The organism is Arthrobacter ipis (assembly GCF_014694315.1).
Lineage (GTDB): Bacteria > Actinomycetota > Actinomycetes > Actinomycetales > Micrococcaceae > Arthrobacter > Arthrobacter ipis.
Map to the genome: position 1 here is coordinate 949,323 of NZ_JAAOXD010000001.1, position 26,760 is coordinate 976,082.

At 66.2% G+C, this 26,760-nt stretch carries 23 protein-coding genes; 9 read left to right on the top strand and 14 right to left on the bottom strand.

Annotated features, from left to right (window positions below; translation table 11 throughout):
* The 9 genes from G9E11_RS20970 to G9E11_RS04600 all read right to left on the bottom strand — a co-directional run.
* The coding region (locus G9E11_RS20970; protein ID WP_246468675.1) for an aldehyde dehydrogenase family protein at positions 1–375 on the bottom strand (375 nt) is incomplete at its 3' end.
* A 276-nt stretch (positions 376–651) separates the two neighbouring features.
* The gene (locus G9E11_RS04565; RefSeq protein ID WP_190603244.1) at positions 652–2,052 is read right to left on the bottom strand and encodes an MFS transporter; all 1,401 of its coding nucleotides are present in this window, start codon (positions 2,050–2,052) and stop codon (positions 652–654) included.
* A gap of 33 nt (positions 2,053–2,085) precedes the next feature.
* Positions 2,086–3,591, bottom strand: a complete 1,506-nt coding sequence (locus G9E11_RS04570) for an NAD-dependent succinate-semialdehyde dehydrogenase (RefSeq protein WP_190603246.1) — start codon at positions 3,589–3,591, stop codon at positions 2,086–2,088.
* A 19-nt stretch (positions 3,592–3,610) separates the two neighbouring features.
* The gene (locus G9E11_RS04575) at positions 3,611–4,414 is read right to left on the bottom strand and encodes an HpcH/HpaI aldolase family protein (protein ID WP_190603248.1); all 804 of its coding nucleotides are present in this window, start codon (positions 4,412–4,414) and stop codon (positions 3,611–3,613) included.
* Positions 4,399–5,184, bottom strand: coding sequence for a 2-oxo-hept-4-ene-1,7-dioate hydratase (gene hpaH / locus G9E11_RS04580; protein ID WP_190603251.1), 786 nt, complete (start codon positions 5,182–5,184; stop codon positions 4,399–4,401). Before hpaH ends, G9E11_RS04575 begins: the two co-directional genes overlap by 16 nt.
* A 3-nt stretch (positions 5,185–5,187) precedes the next feature.
* Positions 5,188–6,264: a 3,4-dihydroxyphenylacetate 2,3-dioxygenase gene (gene hpaD / locus G9E11_RS04585; protein ID WP_190603253.1), complete on the bottom strand. Its 1,077-nt coding sequence runs from the start codon at positions 6,262–6,264 to the stop codon at positions 5,188–5,190.
* Positions 6,265–6,312: 48 nt separating this feature from the next.
* A complete protein-coding gene (hpaE, locus tag G9E11_RS04590) occupies positions 6,313–7,827 on the bottom strand; it encodes a 5-carboxymethyl-2-hydroxymuconate semialdehyde dehydrogenase (RefSeq protein WP_190603255.1) in 1,515 nt (504 codons plus the stop codon).
* 60 nt (positions 7,828–7,887) lie between these two features.
* The gene (locus tag G9E11_RS04595) at positions 7,888–8,592 is read right to left on the bottom strand and encodes a GntR family transcriptional regulator (protein ID WP_190603257.1); all 705 of its coding nucleotides are present in this window, start codon (positions 8,590–8,592) and stop codon (positions 7,888–7,890) included.
* Positions 8,585–10,066 (bottom strand): fumarylacetoacetate hydrolase family protein, encoded by a 1,482-nt coding sequence (locus tag G9E11_RS04600; RefSeq protein WP_190603259.1) that lies wholly within the window; start codon positions 10,064–10,066, stop codon positions 8,585–8,587. The genes G9E11_RS04595 and G9E11_RS04600 overlap by 8 nt, the downstream gene beginning before the upstream one ends.
* A 225-nt stretch (positions 10,067–10,291) precedes the next feature.
* Here G9E11_RS04600 and G9E11_RS04605 point away from each other — a divergent pair, with 225 nt between their 5' ends.
* Both G9E11_RS04605 and G9E11_RS04610 read left to right on the top strand, forming a co-directional pair.
* Positions 10,292–12,244, top strand: coding sequence for an FAD-binding monooxygenase (locus G9E11_RS04605; RefSeq protein WP_190603261.1), 1,953 nt, complete (start codon positions 10,292–10,294; stop codon positions 12,242–12,244).
* A gap of 214 nt (positions 12,245–12,458) precedes the next feature.
* Positions 12,459–13,934, top strand: coding sequence for an APC family permease (locus G9E11_RS04610; protein WP_190603263.1), 1,476 nt, complete (start codon positions 12,459–12,461; stop codon positions 13,932–13,934).
* On the opposite strand, the gene G9E11_RS04615 is transcribed toward G9E11_RS04610, so the two are convergent.
* On the bottom strand, positions 13,911–14,555 hold the full coding sequence (locus G9E11_RS04615; protein ID WP_190603265.1) for an AmiS/UreI family transporter: 645 nt from the start codon (positions 14,553–14,555) through the stop codon (positions 13,911–13,913). The genes G9E11_RS04610 and G9E11_RS04615 overlap by 24 nt on opposite strands.
* A gap of 196 nt (positions 14,556–14,751) precedes the next feature.
* On the opposite strand from G9E11_RS04615, the gene gdhA reads away from it, so the two are divergent.
* The gene (gdhA, locus tag G9E11_RS04620; RefSeq protein WP_190603267.1) at positions 14,752–16,089 is read left to right on the top strand and encodes an NADP-specific glutamate dehydrogenase; all 1,338 of its coding nucleotides are present in this window, start codon (positions 14,752–14,754) and stop codon (positions 16,087–16,089) included.
* A 27-nt stretch (positions 16,090–16,116) separates the two neighbouring features.
* Here gdhA and G9E11_RS04625 read toward each other — a convergent pair whose 3' ends face one another.
* The 3 genes from G9E11_RS04625 to G9E11_RS04635 form a co-directional block, all read right to left on the bottom strand.
* A complete protein-coding gene (locus G9E11_RS04625; protein WP_190603269.1) occupies positions 16,117–17,076 on the bottom strand; it encodes an AraC-like ligand-binding domain-containing protein in 960 nt (319 codons plus the stop codon).
* Between the two features lie 152 nt (positions 17,077–17,228).
* Entirely contained in the window at positions 17,229–18,290 is a 1,062-nt protein-coding gene (locus G9E11_RS04630; protein ID WP_190603648.1) for a D-TA family PLP-dependent enzyme, read from the bottom strand.
* A 100-nt stretch (positions 18,291–18,390) separates the two neighbouring features.
* Positions 18,391–18,981 (bottom strand): TetR/AcrR family transcriptional regulator, encoded by a 591-nt coding sequence (locus G9E11_RS04635; protein WP_190603271.1) that lies wholly within the window; start codon positions 18,979–18,981, stop codon positions 18,391–18,393.
* Positions 18,982–19,102: 121 nt separating this feature from the next.
* On the opposite strand from G9E11_RS04635, the gene G9E11_RS04640 reads away from it, so the two are divergent.
* Positions 19,103–21,040, top strand: a complete 1,938-nt coding sequence (locus tag G9E11_RS04640) for a primary-amine oxidase (RefSeq protein ID WP_190603272.1) — start codon at positions 19,103–19,105, stop codon at positions 21,038–21,040.
* A 9-nt stretch (positions 21,041–21,049) separates the two neighbouring features.
* The gene (locus tag G9E11_RS04645) at positions 21,050–21,496 is read left to right on the top strand and encodes a hypothetical protein (protein ID WP_190603274.1); all 447 of its coding nucleotides are present in this window, start codon (positions 21,050–21,052) and stop codon (positions 21,494–21,496) included.
* A gap of 95 nt (positions 21,497–21,591) precedes the next feature.
* Here the strand turns inward: G9E11_RS04645 and G9E11_RS04650 are convergent, their stop codons facing one another.
* On the bottom strand, positions 21,592–22,143 hold the full coding sequence (locus tag G9E11_RS04650) for a flavin reductase family protein (protein ID WP_190603276.1): 552 nt from the start codon (positions 22,141–22,143) through the stop codon (positions 21,592–21,594).
* Between the two features lie 260 nt (positions 22,144–22,403).
* On the opposite strand from G9E11_RS04650, the gene pstS reads away from it, so the two are divergent.
* From pstS to pstB, 4 genes are all read left to right on the top strand, one after another.
* Positions 22,404–23,525 carry a phosphate ABC transporter substrate-binding protein PstS gene (pstS, locus tag G9E11_RS04655; RefSeq protein ID WP_190603278.1) on the top strand — a complete coding sequence of 374 codons (1,122 nt, stop codon included), beginning with the start codon at positions 22,404–22,406 and terminating at the stop codon, positions 23,523–23,525.
* 121 nt (positions 23,526–23,646) lie between these two features.
* Positions 23,647–24,579 (top strand): phosphate ABC transporter permease subunit PstC, encoded by a 933-nt coding sequence (gene pstC, locus G9E11_RS04660; protein ID WP_190603280.1) that lies wholly within the window; start codon positions 23,647–23,649, stop codon positions 24,577–24,579.
* Complete coding sequence (pstA, locus tag G9E11_RS04665; RefSeq protein ID WP_190603281.1) at positions 24,580–25,692, top strand: phosphate ABC transporter permease PstA; 1,113 nt, start codon at positions 24,580–24,582, stop codon at positions 25,690–25,692. It begins immediately after the preceding gene.
* A gap of 84 nt (positions 25,693–25,776) precedes the next feature.
* On the top strand, positions 25,777–26,556 hold the full coding sequence (gene pstB / locus G9E11_RS04670) for a phosphate ABC transporter ATP-binding protein PstB (RefSeq protein WP_003799400.1): 780 nt from the start codon (positions 25,777–25,779) through the stop codon (positions 26,554–26,556).
* The last annotated feature ends 204 nt before the right edge of the window (positions 26,557–26,760 follow it).

The window sequence follows — 26,760 nt, forward strand, 5'->3', positions numbered from 1 at the left end:
ATCGTCGACGATGACTTCGGGTGTGAGTTCGGTGGTGGCGGTGTTGCGGAGCCAGGCGGCGCAGGCGCCGACTTCGAAGCGGGCGTTGGGGCCGTTGAGGGGTTTGCCCTGTTCGCGGGAGAGCAGCCGGGCGAGTTCCTCGGCGGAGCGTTCGACGGCGTCGGCGGCCCTGAGCAGCGCGGCGGACCTTGCGTCGTGGCCGAGTGCAGCCCAGGCCGGCTGTGCGGCGGCGGCCGCGGCGACGGCGGTTTCGAGGTCCTCAACGGTGTGGACCGGCGCCTCGCCCACGACGCCGCCAGTGGCGGGGTCAAGCATGGTCCGGGTTTCGCCGGAGCCGTGGGTGATGGACGCGAGGAGGGCATCGTAGGTTTCCAAGAGGTACTCCACTTCGAGTAGGAAAGTGCGCTCAGCCGGTCGGCGAGGCGGGCATATCTAAGTGTTGTCCGTCCGCAGGGCCGCTGGCTTGTCTTTGGGTGCAGGACCCTTGACTTGGGGCGAACTGTGCACGTAACTACTCCTCCAGTAACTCCCATCGATTGCTCCGTAGGTGCCCTTTTCACGCTCCAAAAGGGCATCCATGGAGCAACGGATGAGAGGGGTCGAAATCCGGTACATGTGTACTGCACGTGTTTGACTTGGAGTGCTTGAGGGTTAGACGCCCGCCGACGCCTTGTCGGCGTCAGCCGAAGCCTGTCGCCGGTCGAAGATGGTGGCGCCGACCTCCTGCTCGGCCTGGTTGTTGATTCCGAGGTCGATGCCCTTGCGTTCCCGGATCACCAGGACCGCGGCCGTTGAAACGAGGGCCACGATCAGCAGGTAAACGGACACCGAGGCCGTGGTTCCGGTGGCCTGGACCAGGGCGGTGGCGATCATCGGAGCAAAGGCACCGCCGATGATGGCACCGAGCGCGTAGGAGATCGCAACACCGGAAAACCTGATGGAGGCGGGGAACAGCTCGCTGTAGAGGGCTGCCTGCGGGCCGTAGGTCAGGCCGAGCCCGACCGTGAACAGCGCAAGGCCAAGGAAGAGGGACCAGATGTTTCCGGTGTTCACCAGCCAGAACAGCGGGAACACCGTAAGGATGAGGCAGGCATAGCCGATGAGGTACGTCTTCTTGCGGCCGATGCTGTCCGCCAGGTAGCCGGAGATCAGCGTGAACAAGAACCACAGGGCAGCGGAGCCGGTCACTGCGAGGAGCACTTCGGTGCGGTCCATGGCCAGTCCGGCGGGGTTGGCGGCATAGCTGAGGATGTAGCCGCCGGTGGTCATGTAGCCCGCGGCGTTGTTGCCCGCAAAGACCAGCGCCGCGATGATGACCAGAAGCCAGTGCTTCTTGAAGAGTTCAACGATCGGAACGCGGGTCTGCTGCTTCTTCTGTGCGATCTCCTCGAAAACCGGGCTTTCCTCCACGCTGCGGCGGACCATGAAGCCCACCACAATGAGGACGAAGCTGAGCAGGAACGGGATGCGCCAGCCCCACTGCACGAAGGCCGCACCGGGGGAAATCACGCCGGACATCAGGGCCAGGACTCCGGAGGCCAGCAGCATGCCGAGGGGAACGCCCAGCTGGGGGAAGGCACCGAAGAGGCCCCGCTGGCCGCGGGGTGCATGCTCCACCGCCATCAGGACGGCGCCGCCCCACTCCCCGCCGGCCGAGATGCCCTGCAGGATTCGCAGGAGCAGCAGCAGGATGGGTGCCGCAATGCCGGCCGTCTCGAAGGTCGGCAGCACGCCGATGAGGGTGGTGGCCGCCCCCATCATGATCAGCGTGATGACGAGCATGGCGCGGCGGCCCAGCCGGTCCCCGAAGTGTCCGGCCAGGAAGGCGCCCAGCGGACGGAACAGGAAGCTGAGTCCCACCGAGGCGAAGGAAATCAGGATGCCTATGTCGTTGCCGGCGGGTTCGAAGAACAGTTTGGCGAAGACCAGGCCCGCGGCGTTGGCGTAGATGAAGAAGTCATACCACTCGACGGTGGTTCCAATGATGGTGGCAAACGCTACGCGGCGGTTATCCCTTGCCGAGCTGCGCTGCCCGTGCTGGACAGTACTCAATGTTTTTCCTTGCTGCGTGGACACGTCACCGTGTCAGTTGGCGTAGGGGTCGGCGATGCCGATGTACTGCGTCGTGGTGTATTCGGCGATGCCTTCTGAGCCGCCTTCGCGGCCGAGTCCGGACTGCTTGACGCCGCCGAAGGGTGCCGCTGCGTTGGAAATGACGCCGGCGTTGAAACTGACCATGCCGAATTCGATCTGTTCGGCCACGCGCAGCAGGCGGTTGAAGTCGCGGCTGTAGAGGTAGGAGGCCAGGCCGTATTCGCTGGCGTTGGCCAGCCGGATCGCGTCCTCCTCGGTGGTGAAGGTGGTGACCGGTGCGATGGGTCCGAAGATTTCGTGGCGGAGGATGCCGGCGTCGTTGGGTACGTTGCCCAGCACGGTGGGCGGGTAGAAGTAGCCGGGTCCGTCGACGGGTGAGCCGCCGGTGATGGCGGTGGCTCCGGCGTCGACGGCGGCACTCACCAAAGCGTGCACGTCGTCGCGGGCGCCGGCGTCGATGAGGGGACCGACCTGGGTTTCCGGTTCGGTGCCGCGGCCGGTGGCCAGGGCGCCCATGGCGGCGGCGAACTTGGTGGTGAACTCGGCGGCGACGGACTCCTGCACGAGGAACCGGTTCGCGGCCGTGCAGGCTTCGCCCATGTTCCGCATCTTGGCGGCCATGGCCCCTTCGACGGCCTTGTCGAGGTCGGCGTCCTCGAACACGATGAAGGGTGCGTTTCCGCCGAGTTCCATGGAGGTGCGCAGGACGTTTTGGGCGGCGTCGGCCATGAGGCGCTTGCCCACGGGGGTGGAACCGGTGAAGGAGACCTTGCGCAGCCGGGAGTCCTTCAGCAGCGGCCCGGAAATCCCGGAGGCCGAGGAGGAGGCGACGACATTGAGGACGCCGGCGGGCAGGCCGGCGTCGAGCATGGTCTGCGCGAACAGCTGCGCGGTGAGCGGGGTGAGCTTGGCGGGTTTGAGGACCATGGTGCAGCCGGCCGCGATGGCGGGGGCGACCTTGCGGGTGGCCATCGCGAGCGGGAAGTTCCACGGGGTGATGAGCAGGCACGGGCCGACGGGCTTGTGCTGGACAAGGATCTTGTTTTTGCCCTCGGGGGTGGTGAGGTAGCGGCCGTAGTCGCGGACGGTTTCTTCCGAGAACCAGCGCAGAAATTCGGCGCCGTAGGTAACTTCGCCGCGGGCTTCGGCGAGCGGCTTGCCCATTTCCAGGGTCATCAGCAGGGCGAAGTCCTCGGCGCGTTCGGTGACCAGGTCGAAGGCCCGGCGCAGGATCTCGGCGCGTTCCCTGGGTGCGGTGCGGGCCCAGGAGGCCTGGACCGCGTCCGCTGCGTCGAGGGCGGCGAGGGCGTCCTCGCTGGTGGCGGAGGCGAGGGTGGCGAGTACCTCGCCGGTGGCGGGGTCGTGCACGTCGAACGTGCCGCCGTCGGACGCGTCCCGCCACTGCCCGTTAATGAGCAGGCCCGTGGGAACCGAGGCGAGCAGGGATGTCTCCCGCTCCGGCGAAACGGCAGGGGGCAGTGCAGAAGTAACTGTCATGGAAGAAGTCCTTAAGGTGTCAGTAGCTGGCCGGGGTGCCGCCGTCGGCCTTCTGGACGTACTCGGCGGCGAGTGCTTCCGAGCCGCGGGCCAGGAGGGCGACGTCGGCGCCCACCAGGATGAAGGCGGCACCGGCGTCGAGGTAGGCGCGGGCGGTGGCGGGGGCAAAGGCGTTGACGCCCGCGGGCTTGCCGGCCGCTTTCGCGGCGGCGAGGCAGTGCTCGACGGCGGCACGCACCTCGGGGTGTTCCTGCTGTCCCAGCAGCCCCATGGAAGCGGCAAGGTCGGAGGGTCCCACGAAGATGGCGTCCACGCCGTCGACCTTCAGGATGTCCTCCACCGCCTCGACCGCCGCCGTCGACTCGATCTGGACGGTGACGCTGACGGTGTCCGCGGCCCGGGCGAGATAGTCCGGGACGCGGTTCCAGCGGGCCGCGCGGGCCAGCGCGGAACCGACCCCGCGGACTCCGTGGGGCGGGTAGCGGGTGGCGGCCACCGCGGCCTCCGCTTCTGCCACGGAGTTGACCATCGGCACGAGCAGGTTCTGCACGCCGAGGTCCAGGTACTGCTTGATCACCACGGTGTCGTTCACGGGCGGCCGGACCAGGGTGTGGACCGGGTAGCCGTGGATGGCCTGGAGCTGGGACAGGATGGATTCGAGCCCGTTCGGGCTGTGTTCGGCGTCCACCAGGAGCCAGTCCAGGCCGGATCCCGCGCAGAGTTCGGCGATCAGAGGGCTGCCGGAGCACACCCACATCCCGGCCAGCGGCCGGTTCGCACTCGCGAGGGCGGACCGGAAGGTGTCTTCTACTCGAAGCGGCATGTGACAGTCCCCAGGGGTCCGTAGTCGGCGTGGACGGTGTCGCCCTTGTACACCCAGAGCGGCCGGGTGAAGGAGCCGGCCAGGATGATGTCGCCGGCCTTCATCGAGTCACCGTGCGCGGCGATCTTGTTGGCCAGCCAGTGCACGCCGTTGGCCGGGTGGTCCAGGACGCCCGCGGCGACGCCGGTTTCCTCCACGGTCTGGTTCTTGTAGAGGATGGCGGAGACCCAGCGGAGGTCGACGGCGTCCGGCTTCACCGGGCGTCCGCCCACCACCATGGCGCCCATGGCGGCGTTGTCGGAGATGGTATCCACGATGGTCCGGCCCTCCATCTCAATCCTCGAATCGAGGATTTCGAGAGCCGGAACCACGTAGTCGGTGGCGTTCAGGACGTCGAAGATGGTGCAGCCGGGGCCCTTGAGCCCGTCCTTCAGGACGAACGCCAGCTCCACCTCCACCCGCGGGTGGGTGTAGTGGTCCCAGTCCACCGAGCAGCCGGTTTCCAGCACCATGTCATCGAAGATGGCGCCGTAGTCCGGTTCGGTGATGCCGGTGGCGGCCTGCATGGCCTTGGACGTGAGGCCGATCTTGCGCCCCACCAGGGTCCGTCCGGCGTCCTCGTTGCGGCGCCGCCACAGCTGCTGCACCGCGTAGGAGTCCTCCACCGTCATGTCCGGGTAGCGGGCAGTCAGGCGGGGCACAGGGGTGCGGGTGCGGCCGGCTTCCACCAGCTCGTCCGCAATGGCCTCGATCGTCTTCGCGTCCAACATCGGTTAGACCTGGGCTCCGAGCTTGAAGCCCTCAACTGCAGTGTCGTCCTTGCGCGTGTAGGAGAAACCATCCGCCCCCACCGTGACTGCCATTTCGGAGGCGTCGGTGCGCTCGATGACCGGCTGCGGGTTGCCGTCCAGGTCCAGGACCAGGGAGGCCTCGGTGTACCAGGACGGAACCACGGGGTTGCCCCACCAGTCGCGGCGCTGGTTGTCGTGGACATCCCAGGTGACGGTGGGGTTGTCCGGGTCGCCGGTGTAGTAATCCTGGGTGTAGATCTCGATCCGGTGGCCGTCCGGGTCCAGGATGTAGAGGTAGAACGCGTTGGACACGCCGTGCCGGCCGGGGCCGCGCTCGATCCGGTCGCTGATGCGCAGGGCGCCCATCTTGTCGCAGATCTGGATGATGTTGTGCTTCTCGTGCGTGGCGAACGCGACGTGGTGCATGCGCGGGCCGTTGCCGCCCGTGAGGGCGGTGTCGTGGACGGTCTGCTTGCGGTGCATCCACGCGGCGTAGGTGACGCCGTCGGAGTCCTTGATGTCCTCGGAGACGCGGAAGCCGAGGTCCTCCAGGTAGGCGCGGCCGCGGGGAACGTCCGGGGTGACCTGGTTGAAGTGGTCCAGGCGGACCAGTTCGCCGGCGGAGTAGAGGTCATAGCGCTGCGTGAGGCGCTCCACATGCTCGGTCTCGTAGAAGAACTCGTAGGGGAAGCCCAGCGGGTCCTCGACGCGGACGGAGTCGCCGATGCCCTTGGTGAAGCCTTCCTTGCGGCGCTCGGTGCGGCAGCCCAGTTCCTTGTAGTAGGCCTCGGCGGCGTCCACCTCGGCGGGGGACTTCACCCGGTAGGCGAAGGCGGCCACGGCGGCGATGGGTCCCTGGCGGAGCACCAGGTTGTGGTGGATGAACTCCTCCAGGGAGCGGAGGTAGATGGTGTTCTCGTCCTCTTCGGTGACGTGCAGGCCGAGGACGCCGACGTAGAACTCGCGCGACTTGGCGAGGTCAGTAACCACGATCTCCATGTAGGCGCAGCGGACGATATCCGGTGCCGGCACGGTCGGGGTGGGAACGAAGTTGGTCATGGTGTGCTCTCTTCTTTGAAAGGGGGTTCGGGAAAGTACGACGGCGGATTAGGCGCCGAATTTGGGGGTGTGGACGGGGCCGAGCGTGATGTGCACGGCCTGCTGGTCGGTGTAGAAGTCGATGGAGCGGTAGCCGCCTTCGTGGCCCAGGCCGGAGGCCTTGACGCCGCCGAACGGGGTGCGCAGGTCGCGGACGTTGTGGCTGTTCAGCCACACCATGCCTGCTTCCACGTTCTGCGAGAAGTTGTGGGCCCGGGTCAGGTTCTGGGTCCAGATGTAGGCCGCCAGGCCGTACTTGGTGTTGTTGGCCAGGGCGAGGGCCTCGTCGTCGTTCTCAAACGGGGTAATGGCGACGACGGGACCGAAGATTTCCTCCTGGAAGATCCGGGCGTCGGGGGAGACGTCGGCGAAGACGGTGGGGGCGATGTAGTTGCCCTCCGGCAGGCCTTCGGGGCGTCCGCCGCCGGCCAGCAGCCGGCCTTCGGACTTGCCGATCTCCACGTAGGAGGCCACCTTCTCGTAGTGCTCCGGGTGCACCAGGGCGCCCACCTGCGTCTTGGGATCGTGCGGATCGCCGACCACTATGTTCTTGGCGCGGGCGGCGTACTTCTCGCAGAACTCGTCGTAGATGGCGCGTTCCACCAGGATGCGGGAGCCGGCGGTGCAGCGTTCGCCGTTGAGGGAGAAGACACCGAACAGGGCGGAGTCGATCGCGGCGTCCAGGTCGGCGTCGGCGAACACGACGCAGGGGGACTTGCCGCCGAGCTCCATCGAGAGACCCTTGAGGTTGGCGGCGGCGTTGCGGAAGATCGTTTGGCCGGTGGTGGTCTCGCCGGTGAAGGAGATCAGCGGGACGTCCGGGTGCTTGACCAGGGCGTCGCCGGCTTCCTCGCCCAGTCCGTTGACCAGGTTGAAGACACCGTCAGGCAGTCCGGCTTCCTTGAAGATGGTGGCCCAGAGCGAGGCCGACAGCGGGGTGAATTCGGCCGGCTTGAGGACCACGGTGTTGCCGGTGGCCAGGGCCGGGGCGAGCTTCCAGGACTCCAGCATGAACGGGGTGTTCCACGGTGTGATGAGCCCGGCGACGCCGATCGGCTTGCGGTTCACGTAGTTGATCTGCGAGCCCGGGACCTTCATGGCGTCGTCGAACTGGGCCACGATCAGGTCCGCGAAGAAGCGGAAGTTCTCCGCCGCACGCAGAGCCTGGCCCTTGGCCTGGGTGATGGGCAGGCCCGTGTCGAAGGTTTCCAGCTCGGCGAGGCGGGATTCCTGGGCCTCGACGGCGTCCGCGATCTTGTTCAGGATGCGGGCGCGCTCCCGCGGCTTCACCTTCGGCCACGGGCCGCTGGTGAACGCTTCGCGGGCTGCGGCGACGGCGAGGTCGATGTCTTCCTTCTGGCCTGCCGCGGCGGTGGCGTAGTTCTGGTTGGAGACAGGGTCCAGGACGTCGAAGGTCTTGCCTCCTACGGAATCAACGAACTCGCCGTTGATGAAGTGCTGGATGTGGGTGGGCAGGTTCTCCGGAACGTAGTGCTTTGCTGCTGTTTCTACAGGGGTCGTCATCGTTGGTTTTCCTTACTGTCTAGAGGAACGCGGGGTCAGTTACAGCCCAATTCGGGGCCGTTATTGGGCGCTAAGTGACCCCGTGTTGGTTTGGGAGAGGTAGGCGTCCAGGGTGGCGCTGCGGTGGTGTCGTGCTGCTTTTTCGATGGTGTCGGCGTCGGCACCGGATTCAATGAGCCGGAGCAGGGCCTCGTGTTCGTCTACGGATTCGTGGGCCCGGCCTGGAACAAAGCGGAACGTTGAGGACCGCAGTGATGCCAGCCGGTTCCAGCCGCGGTGGACCAGGTCCAGGATGTGCGGGTTGGGGCAATGCTCGAACAGGACGCTGTGGAAGTCCTGGTTGAGCCGGGTGAAGCGGACGGGGTCGAAGTGCTGCAGGCAATCGCGCATCTCGGCGTTCACGGCGCGGGCCCGGGCAATGTCGGCCTCGCCGACCAGCGGCGCGGACAGTGCGGTGGCCGCACCCTCGACGATGCTCAGGGTCTGCATCGTGTAGAGGTACTCGGTGGGGTCGATGCCTGCCACGGTGGCGCCGACGTTGCGTTCGAATTTCACCAGGCCTTCGGCTTCGAGCCGGCGGATCGCTTCCCGGACCGGGACCACGCTGAAGCCGAGGTCCTTGGCGATGGCGGCCAGGACCAGCCGGTAGCCGGGGGTGTAGGTGCCTTCCACGATCCGTGCCTTGATGGCCTGGTAGGCCTGCTCGGACTTGCTGCCGGCGGTGCCCTCAGTGATGCTCACGGGTGCTGTTGCCGTTTCAGTCATTGGCTTTGCCTGCTTCCCATTGCTCGTACTTGGCACGCCATTCAGCATTGAGCGGGTAGAGCCCGTCCACGCTGTGGCCCTGCTCCACCATTTCGGCGATGAAAACCTCTTCGCGTTCCTGGGCGATCGAGTCGTCGGCGACTTCCTCGGCGATGGCCGGCGGGATCACCAGGATGCCGTCCGAGTCAGCCACGATGATGTCGCCGGGCTGCACAGTTGTGCCGCCGCAGGCGATGGTGATGTCCGTGTCCCACGGGATGTGGCGGCGGCCAAGCACGGCGGGGTGCGGGTTGGAGTAGTAGGTGGGCAGCTCCATGGCGGCCACGGCGGAGAAGTCGCGGACCCCGCCGTCGGTGATGATGGCGGCGGCGCCGCGGACCTGGGCGCGCAGGGCGAGGATGTCGCCGATGGTTCCGGTGCCCTTCTCCCCGCGGGCCTCCATCACCAGGATCTCGCCCTCGTTCACTGAATCGATGGCACGTTTCTGGGCGTTGAAGCCGCCGCCGTGCGTCTTGAAGAGGTCCTCGCGGTTGGGCACGTAGCGTAGGGTCCGCGCCAGGCCAACCACCTTGCGGTCCGGGCGGGTGGCGGTGAGTCCGTCGATGCTGACGTTGTTCAGGCCGCGCTTGCGCAGCTGGGAGGACAGGGTGGCGGTGCAGACGCTCTCCAGCTTGGCTTTCAGCTCCGGGCTCAGAGCCGAAGCCCCTGCCTCTGAAGGCACGGCGGGAAGACCTGCCGCTTCCCGTGAGCCGTACGCCTCTTCGCGCTGCAGGTCATCGGCCTTGGGAAGGGCACCAAAGTCGGCGAACGCCGTCGTCCCTTCCGTAACTGTGGTGGTGAGGCGGCCGGTGCTCAGCCCGCCGTCGGCAGCACTCACTTCCACCTCCAGCACGTCGCCGGGCACGGCGACGGAGGCGCCGGCGGGGGTACCGGTGAGGATGATGTCGCCCTCCTCAAGGGTGAGCAGCTGGGAGAGGTCGGCCACGAGCCGGGCGAACGGGAAGAGCAGGTCCTCGGTGGTGTCGTCCTGGACGAGTTCGCCGTTGTGCCAGGTGCGGATGCGCAGTTTGGCGGGGTCGACGGCGTCTGCGGGAATCAGTGCCGGGCCCACCGGGGTGAAGCCGTCGCCGCCCTTGGAGCGGAGGTTGGAGCCCTTGTCCGCATAGCGGAGGTCGTACACGCCGAGGTCGTTGCTGGCCGTGACCGCGGCGACGTGGCTCCACGCGTCTTCGACGTCGACGTGCCGGGCCGCCTTGCCGATGATGATGGCGATCTCGCCCTCATAGCCGAGGAGCTCGCAGCCGGCCGGGCGTTCGACGGCGTTGCCGGTCAGGGACAGCGACGACGACGGCTTCAGGAAGTAGGAAGGCTGCGCCGGAGTGCGGCCGCGCTGGGCTGCGCGGCTGGGGTAGTTGATGTGCACCGCGATCACCTTGCGTGCTGCTGCCAGGGTGTCCTCGCTGACCTGCTCCAAAGCGTTCTCCTCATCAGGTACGAAATCGTATACGAAACATACTGAACCGTTCGCGCGGGTTCGTCAACCCCCAAATCCCGGGAAAGGGGAAGCTGCTTGTAACCCGGGTCATATGTGACGTACAGTACTGAAGCATAACCACAATTTCTATTATCGAACCATCTGTTCGGATATAGAACACATGATTTGGCGAAAGCCAGCCACACAGTGAAGTGAGGAAAGCCCGTGCAGTTCCACCACCACGGTTACGTTTCCGGTGACCCGCGCATCCAGCCGGCCGCCGGCGTCGGCATCAACCGCCCCGAAGAGCTGCCCGACGAGGTCGACGTGCTCATCGTGGGCTCCGGCCCTGCGGGCATGCTCGCAGCGGCCCAGCTCTCCCAGTTCCCGGACATCACCACGCGGATCGTGGAGCGCCGCGGCGGACGCCTGGCGATCGGCCAGGCCGACGGCATCCAGGCCCGCAGCGTCGAGACATTCCAGGCCTTCGGCTTTGCCGAGGAGATCACCGCAGAGGCCTACCGGATCACCGAGATGGCGTTCTGGAAGCCGAGCCCCGAGAACCCGCAGCACATCGTCCGTGCCGCCCGCGCGGTCGACGACGAAATGGGCATCAGCGAATTCCCGCACCTCATCGTCAACCAGGCCCGCGTCCTGGATTACTTCGCCCGGGTCATGGCCTATTCCCCGACCCGGATGACCCCAGACTATGGTTACGAGTTCAGCAACCTCCACGTCGAGGATGCGGGGGAGTACCCCGTCACCGTGACCCTGCTCCACACCACGGGCGAGCTGGCAGGCCAGGAACGCGTAGTGCGCGCCAAGTATGTGGTCGGTGCTGACGGCGCCCGCAGCAAGGTCCGTGAATCGATCGGCTGCACGCTCGCCGGGGACCAGGCCAACCACGCCTGGGGCGTCATGGATGTCCTAGCGTCCACCGACTTCCCGGACATCCGCACCAAGTGCGCCATCCAGTCCCACGACGGCGGCAGCATCCTGCTGATTCCGCGCGAGGGCGGCCACCTCTTCCGCATGTACGTCGACCTTGGCGTCGTGCCGGAGAACGACAACGGTGCCATTCGCAAGACCACCATCGAGCAGATCATCGCCCACGCGAACCAGATCCTGCAGCCCTACACTCTCGATGTCCGCAACGTCGCCTGGCACAGCGTGTACGAGGTGGGCCACCGCCTCACCGACAGGTTCGACGACGTCCTGCCCGCCGAGCGCGACACCCGCACGCCGCGCGTGTTCATCACCGGCGACGCCTGCCACACGCACAGTGCCAAGGCTGGCCAGGGCATGAACGTGTCCATGCAGGACGGCTTCAACATCGGCTGGAAGCTCGGCCACGTGCTCGAGGGCCGCAGCCCGGAGTCGCTGCTTGCCACGTACTCCGCGGAGCGCCAGGTGGTCGCCAAGAACCTCATCGACTTCGACAAGGAATGGTCCACCCTCATGGCCAAGAAGCCCGAGGAGTTCGATGACCCCTCGGAACTCGAGGACTTCTACGTGCGCACCGCGGAATTCCCGGCGGGCTTCATGACCGAATACGCGCCGTCGATGATCGTCGCCGAGGCGAAGCACGCCGGGCTGGCCACGGGCTTCCCGACAGGCAAGCGCTTCAAATCTGCTCCCGTGCAGCGGGTGTGCGACACCAACCCGCTGCAGCTGGGCCACCAGGCGGCAGCAGACGGGCGCTGGCGTATCTACGTGTTCGCCGACCCCGCCGAGGCCGGTGCGCCGTCGCCGACCACCGACTTCGCGCAGTGGCTGGAGAACTCGCCGGAGTCCCCCCTCGCGGCCACGCCGGAAGGCGCCGACGCCGATGCCTGGTTCGACGTGAAGGTCATCTACCAGCGGGACCACAGGGGCATTGACATCAATGCAGTCCCGTCCGTTTTCAAGCCGGAGGTCGGGCCGTTCAAGCTCACCAACCTCGAGAAGGTCTACGGCACCGACCCGAAGGCCGACATCTTCGAACTGCGCGGCCTTGACCGCGGCGGCGTCGTGGTGGTGGTCCGCCCGGACCAGTACGTGGCGAACGTGCTGCCGCTGACGGCTACGGCGGAGCTCGGGGCCTTCTTTGCGCCGCTGCTGCCGGCCCGCCAGCCGGCTCCGCTCAAGTCCGAGCAGCTCCAGCCGGCTGGCTCGGGGCTCGTCGCCCACCTGGTGTAAGGGCAGCCTGCCTTTCGCTTGTGGAGTCCGGATCCCTGCAACGGGGGATCCGGACTCTTTTTGTTCTGCGCCGGCCACGGCCAGTGCGCTGAGGCACAACAACTGATCGCTGCCAGACAAGCTCTATCCGACCGGGAGTGCCAAGCTGGATTCAGCGGTGCGAGGCCATTGCCAGCACCCTTCTCCAACGCTCATGACCGTTAAGAAGGATCCAATGAGTATTTCAAATTCCGAGTCCCGGACTGCAGAAGCAAATCCGCGCAAGGAGCAGTCCACCGCCCTCCGCGCGGGCAGCATCGGCGTCCTGGGCATCCTCTTTTTCGTTCTTTCAGCCCAGGCTCCGCTGACCGGCATCGTCGGCGCTGCGCCCCTGGCTGCTGCACTCGGCAATGGCGCCGGGGCACCGGGCGCGTACCTCGTCGTGGGCATCGTCATTGTCATCTTCGCCGTCGGATTCGTCGCCATGAGCCGGAAGGTGCAGGCCAACGGCGCCTTTTACGCCTACATCACCGCCGCCTTTGGCAGAAAGACCGGCACAGGCGCTGCCTGGCTGGCATTGCTGGCGTACAGCACGGTTCAGGCCGCCATGTACGGCCTCTATGGTGCGGCCTTCTCCGGCCTGCTGGGTTCCACCGGCGTGACCGTTCCCTGGTGGCTTCTGGCCGTTGCCACCATGGCAGGCGTGCAGGTGCTTGGGTCGATGAACATCGAACTCGGCGCCCGCGTCCTGGCTGTCCTCGTGGGCCTGGAAGTGGCGATTCTGCTGCTGTTCGGTCTCACCGTCCTGCTGAGGGGCGGAGGCCCTGAAGGCCTCGACATGGCAGCCTCATTTTCCCCGGAAGCGATCGCAAGCGGCGCCCCCGGAGTGGCCATCATGTTCGCCGTGGCGTCCATGTTCGGCTTCGAATCAACCGCCATCTACTCCGCCGAGGCCAAGGATCCCCACCGGACGGTGGCCCGGGCAACGTACCTCTCCGTGGGCATCATCGCCGTGTTTTTCGCCTTCATCACCTGGATGCTCGTGAGCTTCTACGGGCCCTCGCACGTCATCGACGCCGCCGGTGCCGCCCTGGAGTCAGGGGACGCGACCTCGTTCGTCATTGGCCCGCTGGTTGAGCTGTTCGGCCCCTGGGCCGGTGTGACCGCCGGAATCCTCCTGGTGACGTCCCTCCTGGCAGGCATCATCGCCTTCCACAACGGCATCAACCGCTACCTCCACTCGCTGGCCCTGCGCGCTTCGCTGCCCGCTGTCCTGGCGCGGACCAACAGGCACCGCGCCCCTGCAAACGCAGCCTGGGTCCAGACGAGCGTCGCTGTGCTGCTCGTGGCACCGTTCGCGGTGCTGGGAATGGACCCGGTCCTGACGCTCTTTTCGTGGTTCAGCGGGCTGGCCGTTGCGGCGCTGCTGGTGCTGTACATGCTCTGCTCGCTGGCCGTCGTCGCATTCTTCCGGCGCGAACGGGTGCCGGGGCAACTCTGGCAGACCCTCATCGCACCGGCGCTCGCATCGCTGCTGCTGGCATGGGTCCTCTACCTGGTGGTCAGCAACTTCACCTCCCTCATCGGCGGGAGCGCCGAAACAGCCCTCGGGCTGCTGGTTGCCGTACCTGTGATGTTCGTGGCCGGAGTGCTGGCGGAAATCGTAGTGGAGAAGAGGGCGGGGACCCTAGAGCCGGAGCTCGCGGGGTAACGGGCGTTCGACGGCGGCAGCTCCCGTTCCGCTGCGGCGGCCTCGCCTCGCGAGGCCGCCCGCCAGCAGCAGAAGTGCGGCAAGGCCGCCCCCTGCGGCCGCAGCCGCCGCGATGCCTTCCGGCCACTGCCCGGCGATCCCGAGGAGCGCCGGCACCGTGGCAGAGGCCTGGCTGGTGAGCACTAGCGACCAGCCGATCAGTGGTGCCACCCCCTCGAATCCCAACGCCATGTTAAGGAAGAAGAGCAGCCACAGGTAGGTCCAGCAGAGCCACAGGACGGCAAGCAGCGGATCCTCCCCGGACCAGGCCGCGGTTAGCAGGATGCCGCAGGCGACCACCATCCCGCAGAACCAGCCGAGGCCCCCTGACCCGAGCCCCAGCAGGAAGTCCAGGCCGACGTAGACGTAGGTCAGCCCGAACAGGAACATCCCGGCGGCCCCCAGGAGGGACTGCGTCCCGCCTCCGGGGGTGACAGTCAGATGCGCAACGCCCAGGATCAGCTGGGCGGTCCCGATGAGCAGGCTGAAGACGGCAGCATCCCGGCGCGGGACCTGATCCAGGACGGCCAGACCGTTGATCAACAGTGCGGCTCCGGAGAGGAGCAGGCAGACGTACGCCATCAGAAGCCCTTCCCGGTCCACGGCGCTGTGAATGTTGTTTTCAGTGTGTGGAATTTTTCTGTCACAATACGGAGAATAAGCGATTTTAAGACGCTCGCCTACCAAGCCGCGGTCTTAATCGGTAAGGTTGAAAGGTCAACCATAGGCGGCTGGAAATATCCTTTTGGCCGTTGCTCGCGGAATTAAGGACAGATTCATGGATGCACGGCTGGAAGCCGTCAGGGATACGGTACTTGCGCGGAACCCCGGTGAGTCTGAGTTCCACCAGGCGGTGAGCGAGGTGTTCGAAAGCCTTGGCCCCGTCCACGACCGGCACCCCGAGTTCCTGGAAGCCGCCATCCTGGAACGGCTCTGCGAGCCGGAACGGCAGATCATCTTCCGGGTGCCGTGGACCGACGATTCCGGCCGGGTGCAGATCAACCGCGGCTTCCGCGTGGAGTTCAATTCCGCGCTCGGCCCCTACAAGGGCGGGCTCCGGTTCCACCCCTCCGTTTACCTCGGGATCGTGAAATTCCTCGGCTTCGAGCAGATCTTCAAGAACGCGCTGACCGGCATGCCCATCGGCGGCGGCAAAGGCGGTTCCGACTTTGACCCCCGCGGCCGCAGCGACGCCGAAGTCATGCGCTTCTGCCAGTCGTTCATGACCGAGCTCTACCGCCACATTGGCGAGTACACCGACGTCCCGGCCGGCGACATCGGCGTGGGCGGCCGCGAAATCGGCTACCTCTTTGGCCAGTACAAACGCATCACCAATCGCTACGAATCAGGCGTCCTGACCGGTAAGGGCATCTCCTGGGGAGGTTCCCTGGTCCGGCCCGAAGCCACTGGTTTCGGCACGGTGATCTTCACCGAGGAGATGCTCAAGACGCGGGGCTCATCCTTCGACGGGCAGCGCGTGGTGGTTTCCGGCTCCGGCAACGTGGCCATCAACGCCATCGCGAAGGCCCAGGCGCTCGGCGCCAGCGTGGTGGCCTGCTCCGACTCCTCCGGGTATGTCGTGGACGAGGCAGGGATCGACGTCGGGCTGCTCCGCCAGGTCAAGGAAGTGGAACGCGGACGCCTCAAGGACTACGCTCTGCGCCGTTCCGGCGTTTCCTATGTGGAAACCGGCTCCGTCTGGGACGTCGATGCAACCGTTGCCCTGCCGTGCGCCACACAGAACGAGCTCGACGGCGGTGCTGCCGCCCGGCTGGTCCGCAACGGACTGCTCGCCGTCGGTGAAGGCGCCAACATGCCCTCCACCCGGGAGGCCGTGGCAGTGTTCCAGGAGGCGGGCGTGCTGTTTGGGCCCGGCAAGGCCGCCAACGCAGGCGGCGTGGCCACATCGGCGCTGGAGATGCAGCAGAACGCGAGCCGCGACTCCTGGTCCTTCGACCACACGGAACAGCGCCTGACGGACATCATGGTGGGAATCCACCACCGCTGCGCCTCCACCGCCGACGAGTACGGTGACCCCGGCAACTACGTGCTGGGCGCGAACATCGGCGGCTTCGTCAAAGTGGCGGACGCGATGCTCGCGCAAGGGCTTATTTAGGCGCCGGCTGATTTGGGCGCTGGCTGCCTAGGCGCCGCGCCGCCAGTCGCTGGGGGACTCGCCGAAGGCGTCCCGGAACGTCCTGCTGAAGTGGGCTGCGTCCAGGAAGCCCCACCGCGCTGCCACGGCTCCCACGGAGGTGCCCGAGTGCAGCGGATCCCTGAGGTCCCGGCGGACCCGTTCCAGCCGGCGGCTGCGGATCCAGCTGGCAACTGTGCTGCCGGACTCGTGGAAGACGTTGTGCAGGTGGCGGGTCGAAATGAAATGCGCTGCGGCAATGCTGGCCGGCGAAAGCTGCGGGTCGGCGAGGTTCGCCTCAATGTATTCACGGACCGAGGTCGCCAGCACCGCCTGGGGCTTCATGCTGTCCGCAGCCAGATCCAGTTCCGAATGGAGCATGGTGGAGACGAGGTCCAGGGTGTTGGCCGCGAGCCGGGACCCGCTCGGCCCGCTGAGGGCCTCCAGATTGCCGGCGAGCTGCGTGATGAACGGTCCCACGATGCCCGCCAGACTGGACCCGCCGGCCAGTCGGACGGCTGACAGCTGCCCCACATAGTCCGGCGGCAGCGACAGGGAGTCGTGCGGGAACATGACCACTACCACGCGGGCCTGCTCTTCGAACGCCAGCGTGTACGGGCGGTTGGTGTCATAGATGGCGAGGTCGCCGGGGCGGAGCACGGCCTCGCGGTTGTCCTGGATGAGGAGCCCGGTGCCCTCCAGCTGGAGGTTGAGCTTGAAATAACGCTGGTCGCACTGGGCCAGAAGCGCCGGTGTGCGGTGGACGCTGTGGCCCGAAGCCGACACCTCCACAATGCACGTGCGGTCCAGCACCCTGGAGCGCATGCGGCCGCGGAACTGATCGGGCCGGGCCGTTTCGGCGGCCAGCGGCACGAAGGACTGGGCTACGAGGTGCCTCCAGTGGTCAAAGGAGGTGGCCACGCTGGAGGTGAGGGTCTGGTCCGCGGGGCGGGTTGTGGTTGCTGGCATGAACGTTCCTGACACCGGTTGGCTGTCTGTTAGCGGGTCCCCAACACTGTGTCCTGGGACACAGTCATTTCAGGTTAGCGGCGAAATCCTGCCCTGTCATCTTTTTTCAACACATGGCGAAAAAAGATTGTAGGACTGGAGCGGTCAGCCCCTCACTTGTTCTTGCCCCGGGCTGCCACGGCCCAGCGGTCCACGAGTTGCCCACCCCTGACGACTGCGACGTCGTCCACCAGGTTCATCGCGAGGCATACGTGGTTTGGGATGACGCGCAACCTGTCGCCGATGGCCGGCAGGGTTCCGCGCTCGGGCCACTCGACAGTCGCGTGGTGCTCCGACAGTGCTGTGATCCGGGCGCCGGGGTGGTCCATCAGCCGGCCAAATCCGCTTGCCCATGCGGGCCGGTCGCTGCCGAGAACCTTGCTGCCGGCGTCGATGATGAAACGTGCCGGTCCGTCCGCGGTGGCTGCGTGGTGGCTGACCACGGTGGCCGCCACTGTCAGTGCGATGTCCTCCGCGGCGCACCGCCCCAGCTCCAGCTGCTGGGCGTCTCCAAAGACGTAGACGCCAGGGCGCACCTCGGTGGCAGCCGAATTCCCGGTCAGCATTGCGGTCGGGGTAGAGCCGCCGCTGCGGCAGATGACGTCGAATCCTGCTGCCGCCAGAACCTCGGACGCCTGGTGCAGGGCCTGCTCCTCCTGGCTGGCCGCCTCGACCGGCATGCCCGGTGCGTAGCTGTGTCCCGGGAAGGTGAACACTCCCGCGACTTTCAGCCCGGCGCGCGCTGCTGCTTCGGCGACCCGTGCGGCGGATTCCGGGTGGACGCCGCTCCGGTGGTGGCCGCTGTCGACTTCCACGAGGGCGCTGATGCTCCCAGCGGCATTTCCGAGGCCGGATCCCAGCGCCGCTGCTCCCTCCACCGAGTCGACGCCGACGGCGATCTGTGCAGATTGGGACAGACGCCGAAGCCGCTCGGCCTTCTGCGGTGAAATCCAGAGGGGGTAGGCGATGAAGAGGTTGTCCACTCCTGCGGCCGCGAACACTTCAGCCTCGCCGATGGTGGCCACTGTCAGTCCCGATGCTCCGGCTGCGATCTGGCGGGCGGCGATTTCGGGAATCTTGTGGGTCTTGGCATGCGGGCGCAGGCTCATGCCCCGCGCCCGGACGGCTGATGCCATCCGCTCAATGTTCCGGTCGAGGATGTCGACGTCGATCATGATTTCCGGAGTATCGATTTCGTGCGGGATGGTCACTGCAGGCGTCTCCTGGTTGTAGATGGGTTCTTGCAGGCGGGTTGCAATGTGTGAGGTCCCAAGGCTAGCGGGTCAGCAGGGCAAGGAATCCCTCGAGCTGCCCGTCCAGGCCGAGCTCCGTCTGGCCCTCCGGAAGCAGCGCGGCCGCGATCTGGGCGCCCAGCAGCATGTTGAGCAGCTGGCCGGCCAGGCTGTCGTCGTCGACGGCGGTACTCACGTCGCCGCTGTCCCGGGCCTCCGCGAGATAGCGCCGGATGGCATCCCGCCACTGCTGCATCGATTCCCGGTGGATCTGCGCCTTGCCGGGGTCGTTGACGGCCTTCTGCCAGAAGGGGATGACGATCCGGGCTTCGTTGATCCGTTCCTCATCGAGCGGGAGCACTTCGAGGCAGAAGGCCCGCAGGGCCGCCAGCCCCGAAAGCCCCGCGGTGACTTCGGCGATCCGTTCGTTGGTCCGGTTGAAGACGTGGCCGAAGGCGAAGGTCAGCAGCGTGTCCTTGGTGGGGAAGTAGGGTTTGAGGGCCCCGTTGGCGAAGCCCGCCTCGGTGGCGATTTCCCGCATCGTGGCGCTTTCAATGCCCAGCCGGGCGATGATCCGCCAGGTCGCATCCACCAGTTCCAGACGGCGCTCGTCGTGGTCAACAATCTTTGGCACGCGGCCGCTCCCCGGTAAATATTTTCGCCCAGACTCTTGTGAGCCATCTTACGTTCGCTTATTCTCTACAACTATAGAAAATAAAACATCCGACCCGCCAGGGTCATGGACAAAGGCCGCTATGACGCTCTCCATCACAGAAACAGCCAGCCCGTTCCGCCTTGCCTCAGCCGCGGAAATCAGCGAGGTGCAGGGCATTCTCCGCGCTGGGGGTCTCCTTGGTCCGGAGAAGCGCATCGCCTACCTGGGCCTCCTTGACCCTGCCCGCGGAACCGGAACCGGAACCGGAACCGGAACCGGAACGGAGGTGGATCGCCGTTTCCGGGTCTTCATCCACGATGTTTCGGGCGGCCGACCCCAGGACGTCACCATCTCGGTCACCAGCGGCAAGGTGATCTCCGCCGTCGAACTCGACACCGCTGCCACCGGCGAACTGCCGGTCCTCGAAGAGGAGTTCGAGGTGGTGGAGCAGCTCCTGGCCACCGATGAGCGGTGGCTGAAGGCCTTGGCAGTACGGAACCTGGACGTCAGCAAGGTGCGCGTCGCCCCGCTGTCCGCCGGCGTCTTCGAGTACGCGGAGGAGAAGGGCCGCCGGATCCTGCGCGGGCTTGCCTTCGTGCAGGAGTTTCCGGAGGACAGCGCGTGGGCCCACCCGGTTGACGGGCTGGTGGCCTACGTGGACGTGGTCAGCAAGGTAGTCACCCAGGTGATCGACACCGGCGTATTCCCCCTCCCGGCAGAGCACGGCAACTACACCGATCCCGAGCTCACGGGCCCGCTACGCACCACCCAGAAGCCCATCAGCATCACCCAGCCCGAAGGTCCCAGTTTCACGGTGACCGGCGGCAACCATATCGAGTGGGAGAAATGGAGCCTGGACGTTGGATTCGACGTCCGCGAGGGCGTGGTGCTGCACAACATCGGCTTCCGGGACGGGGACCGGGTCCGGCCCATCATCAACCGCGCGTCGATCGCCGAGATGGTGGTCCCGTACGGCGACCCGTCCCCGATCAGATCCTGGCAGAACTACTTCGACACGGGGGAGTATCTCGTTGGCCAGTTCGCCAACTCCCTCGAGCTGGGCTGCGACTGCCTCGGCGACATCACCTACCTGAGCCCGGTCATCAGCGACGCCTTCGGCAGCCCCCGCGAAATTCGCAACGGCATCTGCATGCACGAGGAGGACTGGGGCATCCTGGCCAAGCACAGCGACCTCTGGTCCGGCATCAACTACACCCGCCGGAACCGCCGCATGGTGATCTCCTTCTTCACCACCATCGGTAACTACGACTACGGCTTCTACTGGTACCTCTACCTCGACGGCACCATCGAATTCGAAGCCAAGGCCACCGGCATCGTCTTCACATCGGCATTCCCGGAAGGCGGCTCGGACAACATCTCCCAGCTGGCACCGGGCCTCGGTGCGCCGTTCCACCAGCACATCTTCAGCGCCCGCCTGGACATGGCCATCGACGGCTTCACCAACCGGGTGGAGGAAGAGGACGTGGTCCGCCAGGCTATGGGCCCGGGTAACGAGCGCGGCAACGCGTTCACCCGGAAGCGCACCGTGCTGACCCGCGAGTCCGAGGCTGTCCGCGAAGCTGACGCCCGCAGCGGGCGTAGCTGGATCATCTCCAACCCGGAATCTCGCAACCGCCTGGGCGAGCCGGTGGGCTACAAGCTCCACTCCCACAACCAGCCCACGCTGATGGCCGACCCTGAATCCTCCATTGCCCGGCGGGCCGCCTTTGCCACCAAGGACCTGTGGGTCACCCGCTACGCCGAGGACGAGCGCTACCCGACCGGCGACTTCGTCAACCAGCACTCCGGCGGCGCGGGCCTGCCCTCCTACATCGCCCAGGACCGCGACATCGACGGCCAGGACATCGTCGTGTGGCACACGTTCGGCCTGACCCACTTCCCGCGCGTGGAAGACTGGCCCATCATGCCGGTGGACACCGTCGGGTTCAGGCTCCGCCCCGAGGGCTTCTTCGACCGCAGCCCCGTCCTGGACGTCCCCGCCAACTCCAGCCAGTCCGGCTCCCACTGCCACGGCTAGGTTCACGCCGTGACCGCACTGCAGCTGCACTCCCGAACGGTTTCGGCCGTGACCACTGCGTCCTGCGTGGTGCACGTGTGGCTTGTGGCCGGAAACCACCACGGCCCGTGGCTGAACGTCATGATGCTCGCGATGGTCGCGGTTTGCCTGCCGTGTGCCGTGCACCTGTGGGGCGGCGGCGGGGAGAGTGCCCTGCGCCAGGTGATGGGGTGCGCCCTGGCCATGACTGCCCTGCATGCCGTCCTGTTGCTGGGGGCGCCTGCCCTTCCCGGGAGCGGTGCGCTGGGCCATTCGCATGGCGGAGCGGCAGCGGCGACTGGAGCGGGTTCGTTTGGATCGGACGCTGAAGGCCTCCTGGCCGTCGTCGTCCTGGAAATTACGACGGCGTTCCTCGCCGCGACGCTGCTTGCCCGCCTTCGGTCTGTCGCCCGGACGGCTGCGGTAGCGGTTCCCTAAGCGGGGTGTTATTAGACAGCAAAAGGGTGCGTTCCGTCCGGATTCCCGGCCGAACGCACCCTTTTGCTGTGCGAATATTGCCGTGCCGGCGGGTATTACGGTGCCAACCGGCGGAACTCCGAGCCAAAATGCACCAGCGGGTCCGGAGCCTCGGACGGTTCCGCCCCACTACCCATCGCCACCACCTCGCCCACCACAAGCAGGTGGGTGGCAGCAGAATGGACCGAAACGGTGCGCAACTCAAAATAGGCGAGGCAGCCGTCAATGATCGCTGATCCCGTGGCCGGCCCGCGCCGGTAAGGCACCTGCGCCAGCAGTCCGTGCAGCGGCGTCCCCGGACTCGCCAGCCACGTCGCCGTGCCCTGGTGCTTGCCGGACAGCACGCTGAGTGCCCAAGTACCCGATTCCTCCACCGCTTCACCAATGCGGGATTCCGCGTACAGGCTGACCAGCATGGTGGGCGGGTCGTAGGACACCGAGAGGAAGCCGCTGACCGTGGCGGCGTAGTCCCTGTTCCGCAGCCGGGTGGAAATCACGCCGACGCCAGCGGTGATGTCCGAACTCAGCCTGCGGTACAGATCCACGTCGGAATCCGATGGCGGCCCCTCGCCCAACTGCCGTGCGTCCAGCGGACCTGAAGTTTCCATGACGCCCATCGTGCCACGTGGGGCCGATGTTAAGCCTGTTAGCGGTGTGGCGGATCCACTACGGCTGTGGCACAGCTAACGCAATGGCAACCCAGCATCTGTAAGCCAATGGCCCGCCGTCGTTAACCCTGCGTTCACCTCCAGCCCCAAAACTTGTTACCTGCGGCCCATAACTTCATTGAAGGTACAAAAAGTACGAATCTCACGTACGGACGTCTCCGGTCCGCACCGCATCAGAAACCCTGGAAGGGGTACACCCAGTGAAGGCACTCCGCTTCGGCCGCCACGCGGCAATCGCTGTTATCGCCGCTGGCGCACTCGCGCTCACCGCCTGTGGTTCAGACAACGCCACGAACACCGCCCCGGCAGGCAGCGCCTCCGCCGCCGGCACCAAGGTCACCGGCACCCTGACCGGCATCGGCTCCTCCGCGCAGGGCGCGGCCATGGATGTGTGGAAGACCAACTTCGCCTCCGCGAACCAGGGCGCCACCGTGCAGTACTCCCCGGACGGCTCCGGCGCCGGGCGCAAGGCCATCGTCGACGGTTCGGCGCAGTTCGCCGGTTCCGACGCCTACCTGAAGGACGAGGAACTGGCCGCGGCCAAGAAGGTGTGCGGCCCCGAGGGTGCCATCGAGATCCCCGTCTACATCTCGCCGATCGCCATTGCCTTCAACCTGCCGGACATCACCGAGCTGAAGCTGGATGCCCCCACCGCGGCCAAGATCTTCCGCGGCGAGATCGCCAAGTGGAACGACCCCGCCATCGCAGCACTGAACCCGGACGCCAAGCTTCCCGACCTCGCCGTCACCCCGGTGAGCCGCTCTGACGACTCCGGCACCACCAAGAACTTCACCGAGTACCTCTCCGCTGCGGCTCCCGATGTCTGGAAGGACAAGGCCGACGGCATCTGGCCTGCATCCCTCAAGGGCGAGAACGCCAAGGGCACGTCCGGCGTCGTCAAGACCGTCACCGACACCCCGGGCGCCGTGGCCTACGCCGACGACTCCGCCGTTGGCGGCAAGCTGGGCATCGCCCAGATCAAGGTCGGTTCCGAGTTCGTCAAGATCTCCCCGGAAGCTGCTTCCAAGGCCGTCGACGCCGGCAAGCCTGTTGAAGGCCGCGCGGACACCAGCGGCGCCATCAAGCTCGACCGCACCACCACCGAGGCCGGCGCTTACCCCGTAGTCCTGGTTTCCTACCACATCGTCTGCTCCACCTACGACAAGCAGGAAACCGTGGACCTGGTCAAGGCTTTCGAGACCTACGTAGTGTCCGAAGAGGGCCAGAAGGCTGCCGCGGAGTCCGCCAAGTCGGCTCCGATCTCCGCCGCCCTGGCCGAGAAGGCTGTCAAGGCCATTGAAACCATCAAGGTCAAGTCGTAACGACTTACCTGTTCGCCGAGGTTCCCCGCCCAGCCGCAAGGCAGGGCGGGGAACTTAGCCGTGTAAAGCGCGGTTTCAGCACGATCCACATTTCTGCACCACCAACACCGAAGGGCCGGGTATGACCACCACCTCCCTGACCAGTTCCCGAGGCGCCGGCCGCGCCGGGGACAAAGTCTTCTCCGGAGCGGCCCTGGCGGCAGGCTGCCTGATCCTTGCCGTTCTTTTCGGCGTGGCGCTCTTCCTTGTCATCCAGGCGATTCCCGCCTTCACCGCGCCCGCCGCGGATATCCAGGGTGGCGAAGGCTTCTTCGCCTACATCTGGCCGATCGTCGTCGGCACCCTCATTGCAGCCATCATCGCCCTGGCCATCGCCACGCCGGTGTCCATCGGGGTGGCCCTCTTCATCTCGCACTTCGCCCCTCGGGGCCTCGCGTCCGGCCTCGGCTACGTCATTGACCTGCTGGCCGCGATCCCCTCTGTGGTCTACGGCGCCTGGGGCGCGGCCTTCCTGGCCCCCCAGATTTCGCCGGCGTACGGCTGGCTCGCCACGAACATGGGCTGGCTGCCCATCTTCCAGGGACCTGCCTCCGCCACCGGCAAAACCATCCTGACCGCCGGCATCGTGCTGTCCGTCATGGTCATCCCCATCATCACGTCGCTGTCCCGCGAGATCTTCCTCCAGACCCCCAAGCTGCACGAGGAAGCAGCCCTCGCACTGGGCGCCACACGCTGGGAAATGATCAAGATGTCGGTGCTGCCCTTCGCCCGACCGGGCATTATCAGCGCCGTGATGCTGGGGCTCGGCCGCGCCCTGGGCGAAACCATGGCCGTGGCGCTCGTGCTGTCCTCGGGCGCACTCACCGCCAGCCTGATCCAGTCCGGCAACCAGACCATCGCCGCCGAGATCGCCCTGAACTTCCCCGAGGCCAGCGGCCTCAAGGTGAGCACCCTGATCGCCGCGGGCCTGGTCCTGTTCGTGATCACCCTCGCCGTCAACATGATCGCCCGGTGGATCATCAGCCGGCACAAAGAATTCTCGGGAGCCAACTAAATGACCTCCACCCTGACCCCGGTCCGCAAGCGGTCAGCCCTGACCAAGGGCCAGCTGCCCAAGTACGCCCCTTACGTTGTCCTGGGCGTCGCACTGGTCCTCGGTGCTGCCATCCTTGCCCTGATCGGCTTCAACGCCTTCGGCTGGGGAGTGGTCTCCGCCATCCTGTTCGCCGCAGGACTCGTCGGCTGGAGCGCCGCCGTCGAGGGCTCCCGCAAGGCCAAGGACAAGCTGGCCACCTGCCTCGTGGTGGGCGCCTTTCTTGTTGCGCTGCTCCCGCTGATCTCCGTCATCTGGACGGTCATGGTCAACGGCATCCCGGGCCTGCTCAACCCCGCTTTCCTGGGGACCTCGATGAACGGCGTCACCGGCGTTTACGACAACCGGGCGGCAGAAGGCACCGGGCCGGTCGTCGGCGGCATCTACCACGCCCTCATCGGCACCCTGCAGATCACCCTTCTGGCCACTGTCATCTCCGTTCCGGTGGGCCTGCTGACGGCCATCTACCTCGTCGAGTATGGCAACGACCGGCCGCTGCCCCGCGCCATCACGTTCTTTGTGGACGTCATGACCGGCATCCCGTCGATCGTGGCCGGCCTCTTCGCAGCGGCGTTCTTCTTCGCGGTGGTGGGTCCCGGCACCAAGACCGGCGCCGTCGCCGCCGTCGCGCTGTCCGTGCTGATGATCCCGGTGGTGGTCCGCTCCAGTGAGGAAATGCTGAAGATCGTGCCCAACGAACTCCGCGAGGCCGCCTACGCCCTGGGCGTCCGCAAGTGGCGGACCATCCTCAAAGTGGTCATTCCGACGGCGATCTCCGGCATTGCGTCCGGCGTCACCTTGGCGATTGCCCGGGTTATCGGCGAGACCGCCCCCATCCTGGTGACCGCTGGGTTCGCGACGAGCATCAACAACAACGTGTTCGGCGGGTGGATGGCGTCCCTGCCCACGTTCATCTACACGCAGATCCTGAACCCCACCTCCCCGTCCAACCCCGATCCGTCGTCGCAACGGGCATGGGGTGCGGCCCTGGTCCTCATCATCCTGGTGATGCTGCTCAACCTCGGCGCCCGCCTGATTGCCCGGGTCTTCGCGCCGAAGACAGGCCGCCGCTAGACCGGACCGCCAATACCGAATCCTATGTCGGCTAGTGCGGCCGGGATCTAGACTTCATTCCATACCAGCAAGTTAAGGAACATCATGTCCAAGCGCATCGACGTCAAAGACCTGAACGTGTACTACGGCAATTTCCTGGCCGTCGAAGACGTCAGCATCAACATCGAGGCCAAGTCCGTCACGGCTTTCATCGGTCCCTCGGGCTGCGGCAAGTCCACCTTCCTGCGCACGCTCAACCGCATGCACGAGGTGCTGCCCGGTGCCCGCGTCGAAGGTGAGGTGCTGCTCGACGGCGACAACCTGTACGGCCCGGGTGTTGACCCGGTGACGGTGCGCTCCCAGATTGGCATGGTGTTCCAGCGGCCTAACCCGTTCCCCACCATGTCCATCCGGGACAACGTCCTGGCTGGCGTGAAACTGAACAACCAGAAGATCTCCAAGGGCGAGGCCGATGCCCTGGTGGAGCGCTCGCTCCGCGGCGCCAACCTCTGGAACGAGGTCAAGGACCGCCTGGAGAAGCCGGGTTCGGGGCTGTCCGGCGGCCAGCAGCAGCGCCTCTGCATCGCCCGCGCCATTGCCGTGGAGCCGCAGGTGATCCTCATGGACGAGCCGTGTTCCGCCCTGGACCCGATCTCAACCCTGGCCGTCGAGGACCTTATCAACGAGCTCAAGGACCAGTACACCGTGGTGATCGTGACCCACAACATGCAGCAGGCGGCCCGTGTCTCGGACAAGACGGCGTTCTTCAACATTGCCGGCACCGGCAAGCCGGGCAAGCTCATCGAGTTCGCCGAAACCAGCACCATCTTCAACAACCCGAGCCAGAAGGCCACCGAGGACTACGTCTCCGGCCGCTTCGGATAATCCCCACCGCACCCTAACCTCGCAAGCTCGGCCAGGGAACCCTGGCGGTGTGGGCGCAACCACCGGCTCCCAGTACAGCAACGCGGGGTCACTTATCGCCCAGTATCCCCTGGCGGATTCCAGTGGTCGTTGCAACACGCGTCCTATGCTGCTGATTCTTCCAGAATTTGCTGGAGGGCTTGTGCGGGGGTTTTCCAGCCGAGT

Coding starts and splice junctions, on each gene's coding strand:
- G9E11_RS04650 (WP_190603276.1), bottom strand. CDS start 22,143: ATGGAAACTTCAGGTCCGCTGGACGCACGGCAGTTGGGCGAGGGGCCG.
- hpaH (WP_190603251.1), bottom strand. CDS start 5,184: ATGTTGGACGCGAAGACGATCGAGGCCATTGCGGACGAGCTGGTGGAA.
- hpaD (WP_190603253.1), bottom strand. CDS start 6,264: ATGACCAACTTCGTTCCCACCCCGACCGTGCCGGCACCGGATATCGTC.
- gdhA (WP_190603267.1), top strand. CDS start 14,752: ATGGATGCACGGCTGGAAGCCGTCAGGGATACGGTACTTGCGCGGAAC.
- G9E11_RS04615 (WP_190603265.1), bottom strand. CDS start 14,555: ATGGCGTACGTCTGCCTGCTCCTCTCCGGAGCCGCACTGTTGATCAAC.
- G9E11_RS04630 (WP_190603648.1), bottom strand. CDS start 18,290: ATGATCGACGTCGACATCCTCGACCGGAACATTGAGCGGATGGCATCA.
- G9E11_RS04625 (WP_190603269.1), bottom strand. CDS start 17,076: ATGCCAGCAACCACAACCCGCCCCGCGGACCAGACCCTCACCTCCAGC.
- G9E11_RS04640 (WP_190603272.1), top strand. CDS start 19,103: ATGACGCTCTCCATCACAGAAACAGCCAGCCCGTTCCGCCTTGCCTCA.
- G9E11_RS04610 (WP_190603263.1), top strand. CDS start 12,459: ATGAGTATTTCAAATTCCGAGTCCCGGACTGCAGAAGCAAATCCGCGC.
- pstA (WP_190603281.1), top strand. CDS start 24,580: ATGACCTCCACCCTGACCCCGGTCCGCAAGCGGTCAGCCCTGACCAAG.
- pstB (WP_003799400.1), top strand. CDS start 25,777: ATGTCCAAGCGCATCGACGTCAAAGACCTGAACGTGTACTACGGCAAT.
- hpaE (WP_190603255.1), bottom strand. CDS start 7,827: ATGACGACCCCTGTAGAAACAGCAGCAAAGCACTACGTTCCGGAGAAC.
- G9E11_RS04570 (WP_190603246.1), bottom strand. CDS start 3,591: ATGACAGTTACTTCTGCACTGCCCCCTGCCGTTTCGCCGGAGCGGGAG.
- G9E11_RS04575 (WP_190603248.1), bottom strand. CDS start 4,414: ATGCCGCTTCGAGTAGAAGACACCTTCCGGTCCGCCCTCGCGAGTGCG.
- G9E11_RS04595 (WP_190603257.1), bottom strand. CDS start 8,592: ATGACTGAAACGGCAACAGCACCCGTGAGCATCACTGAGGGCACCGCC.
- pstC (WP_190603280.1), top strand. CDS start 23,647: ATGACCACCACCTCCCTGACCAGTTCCCGAGGCGCCGGCCGCGCCGGG.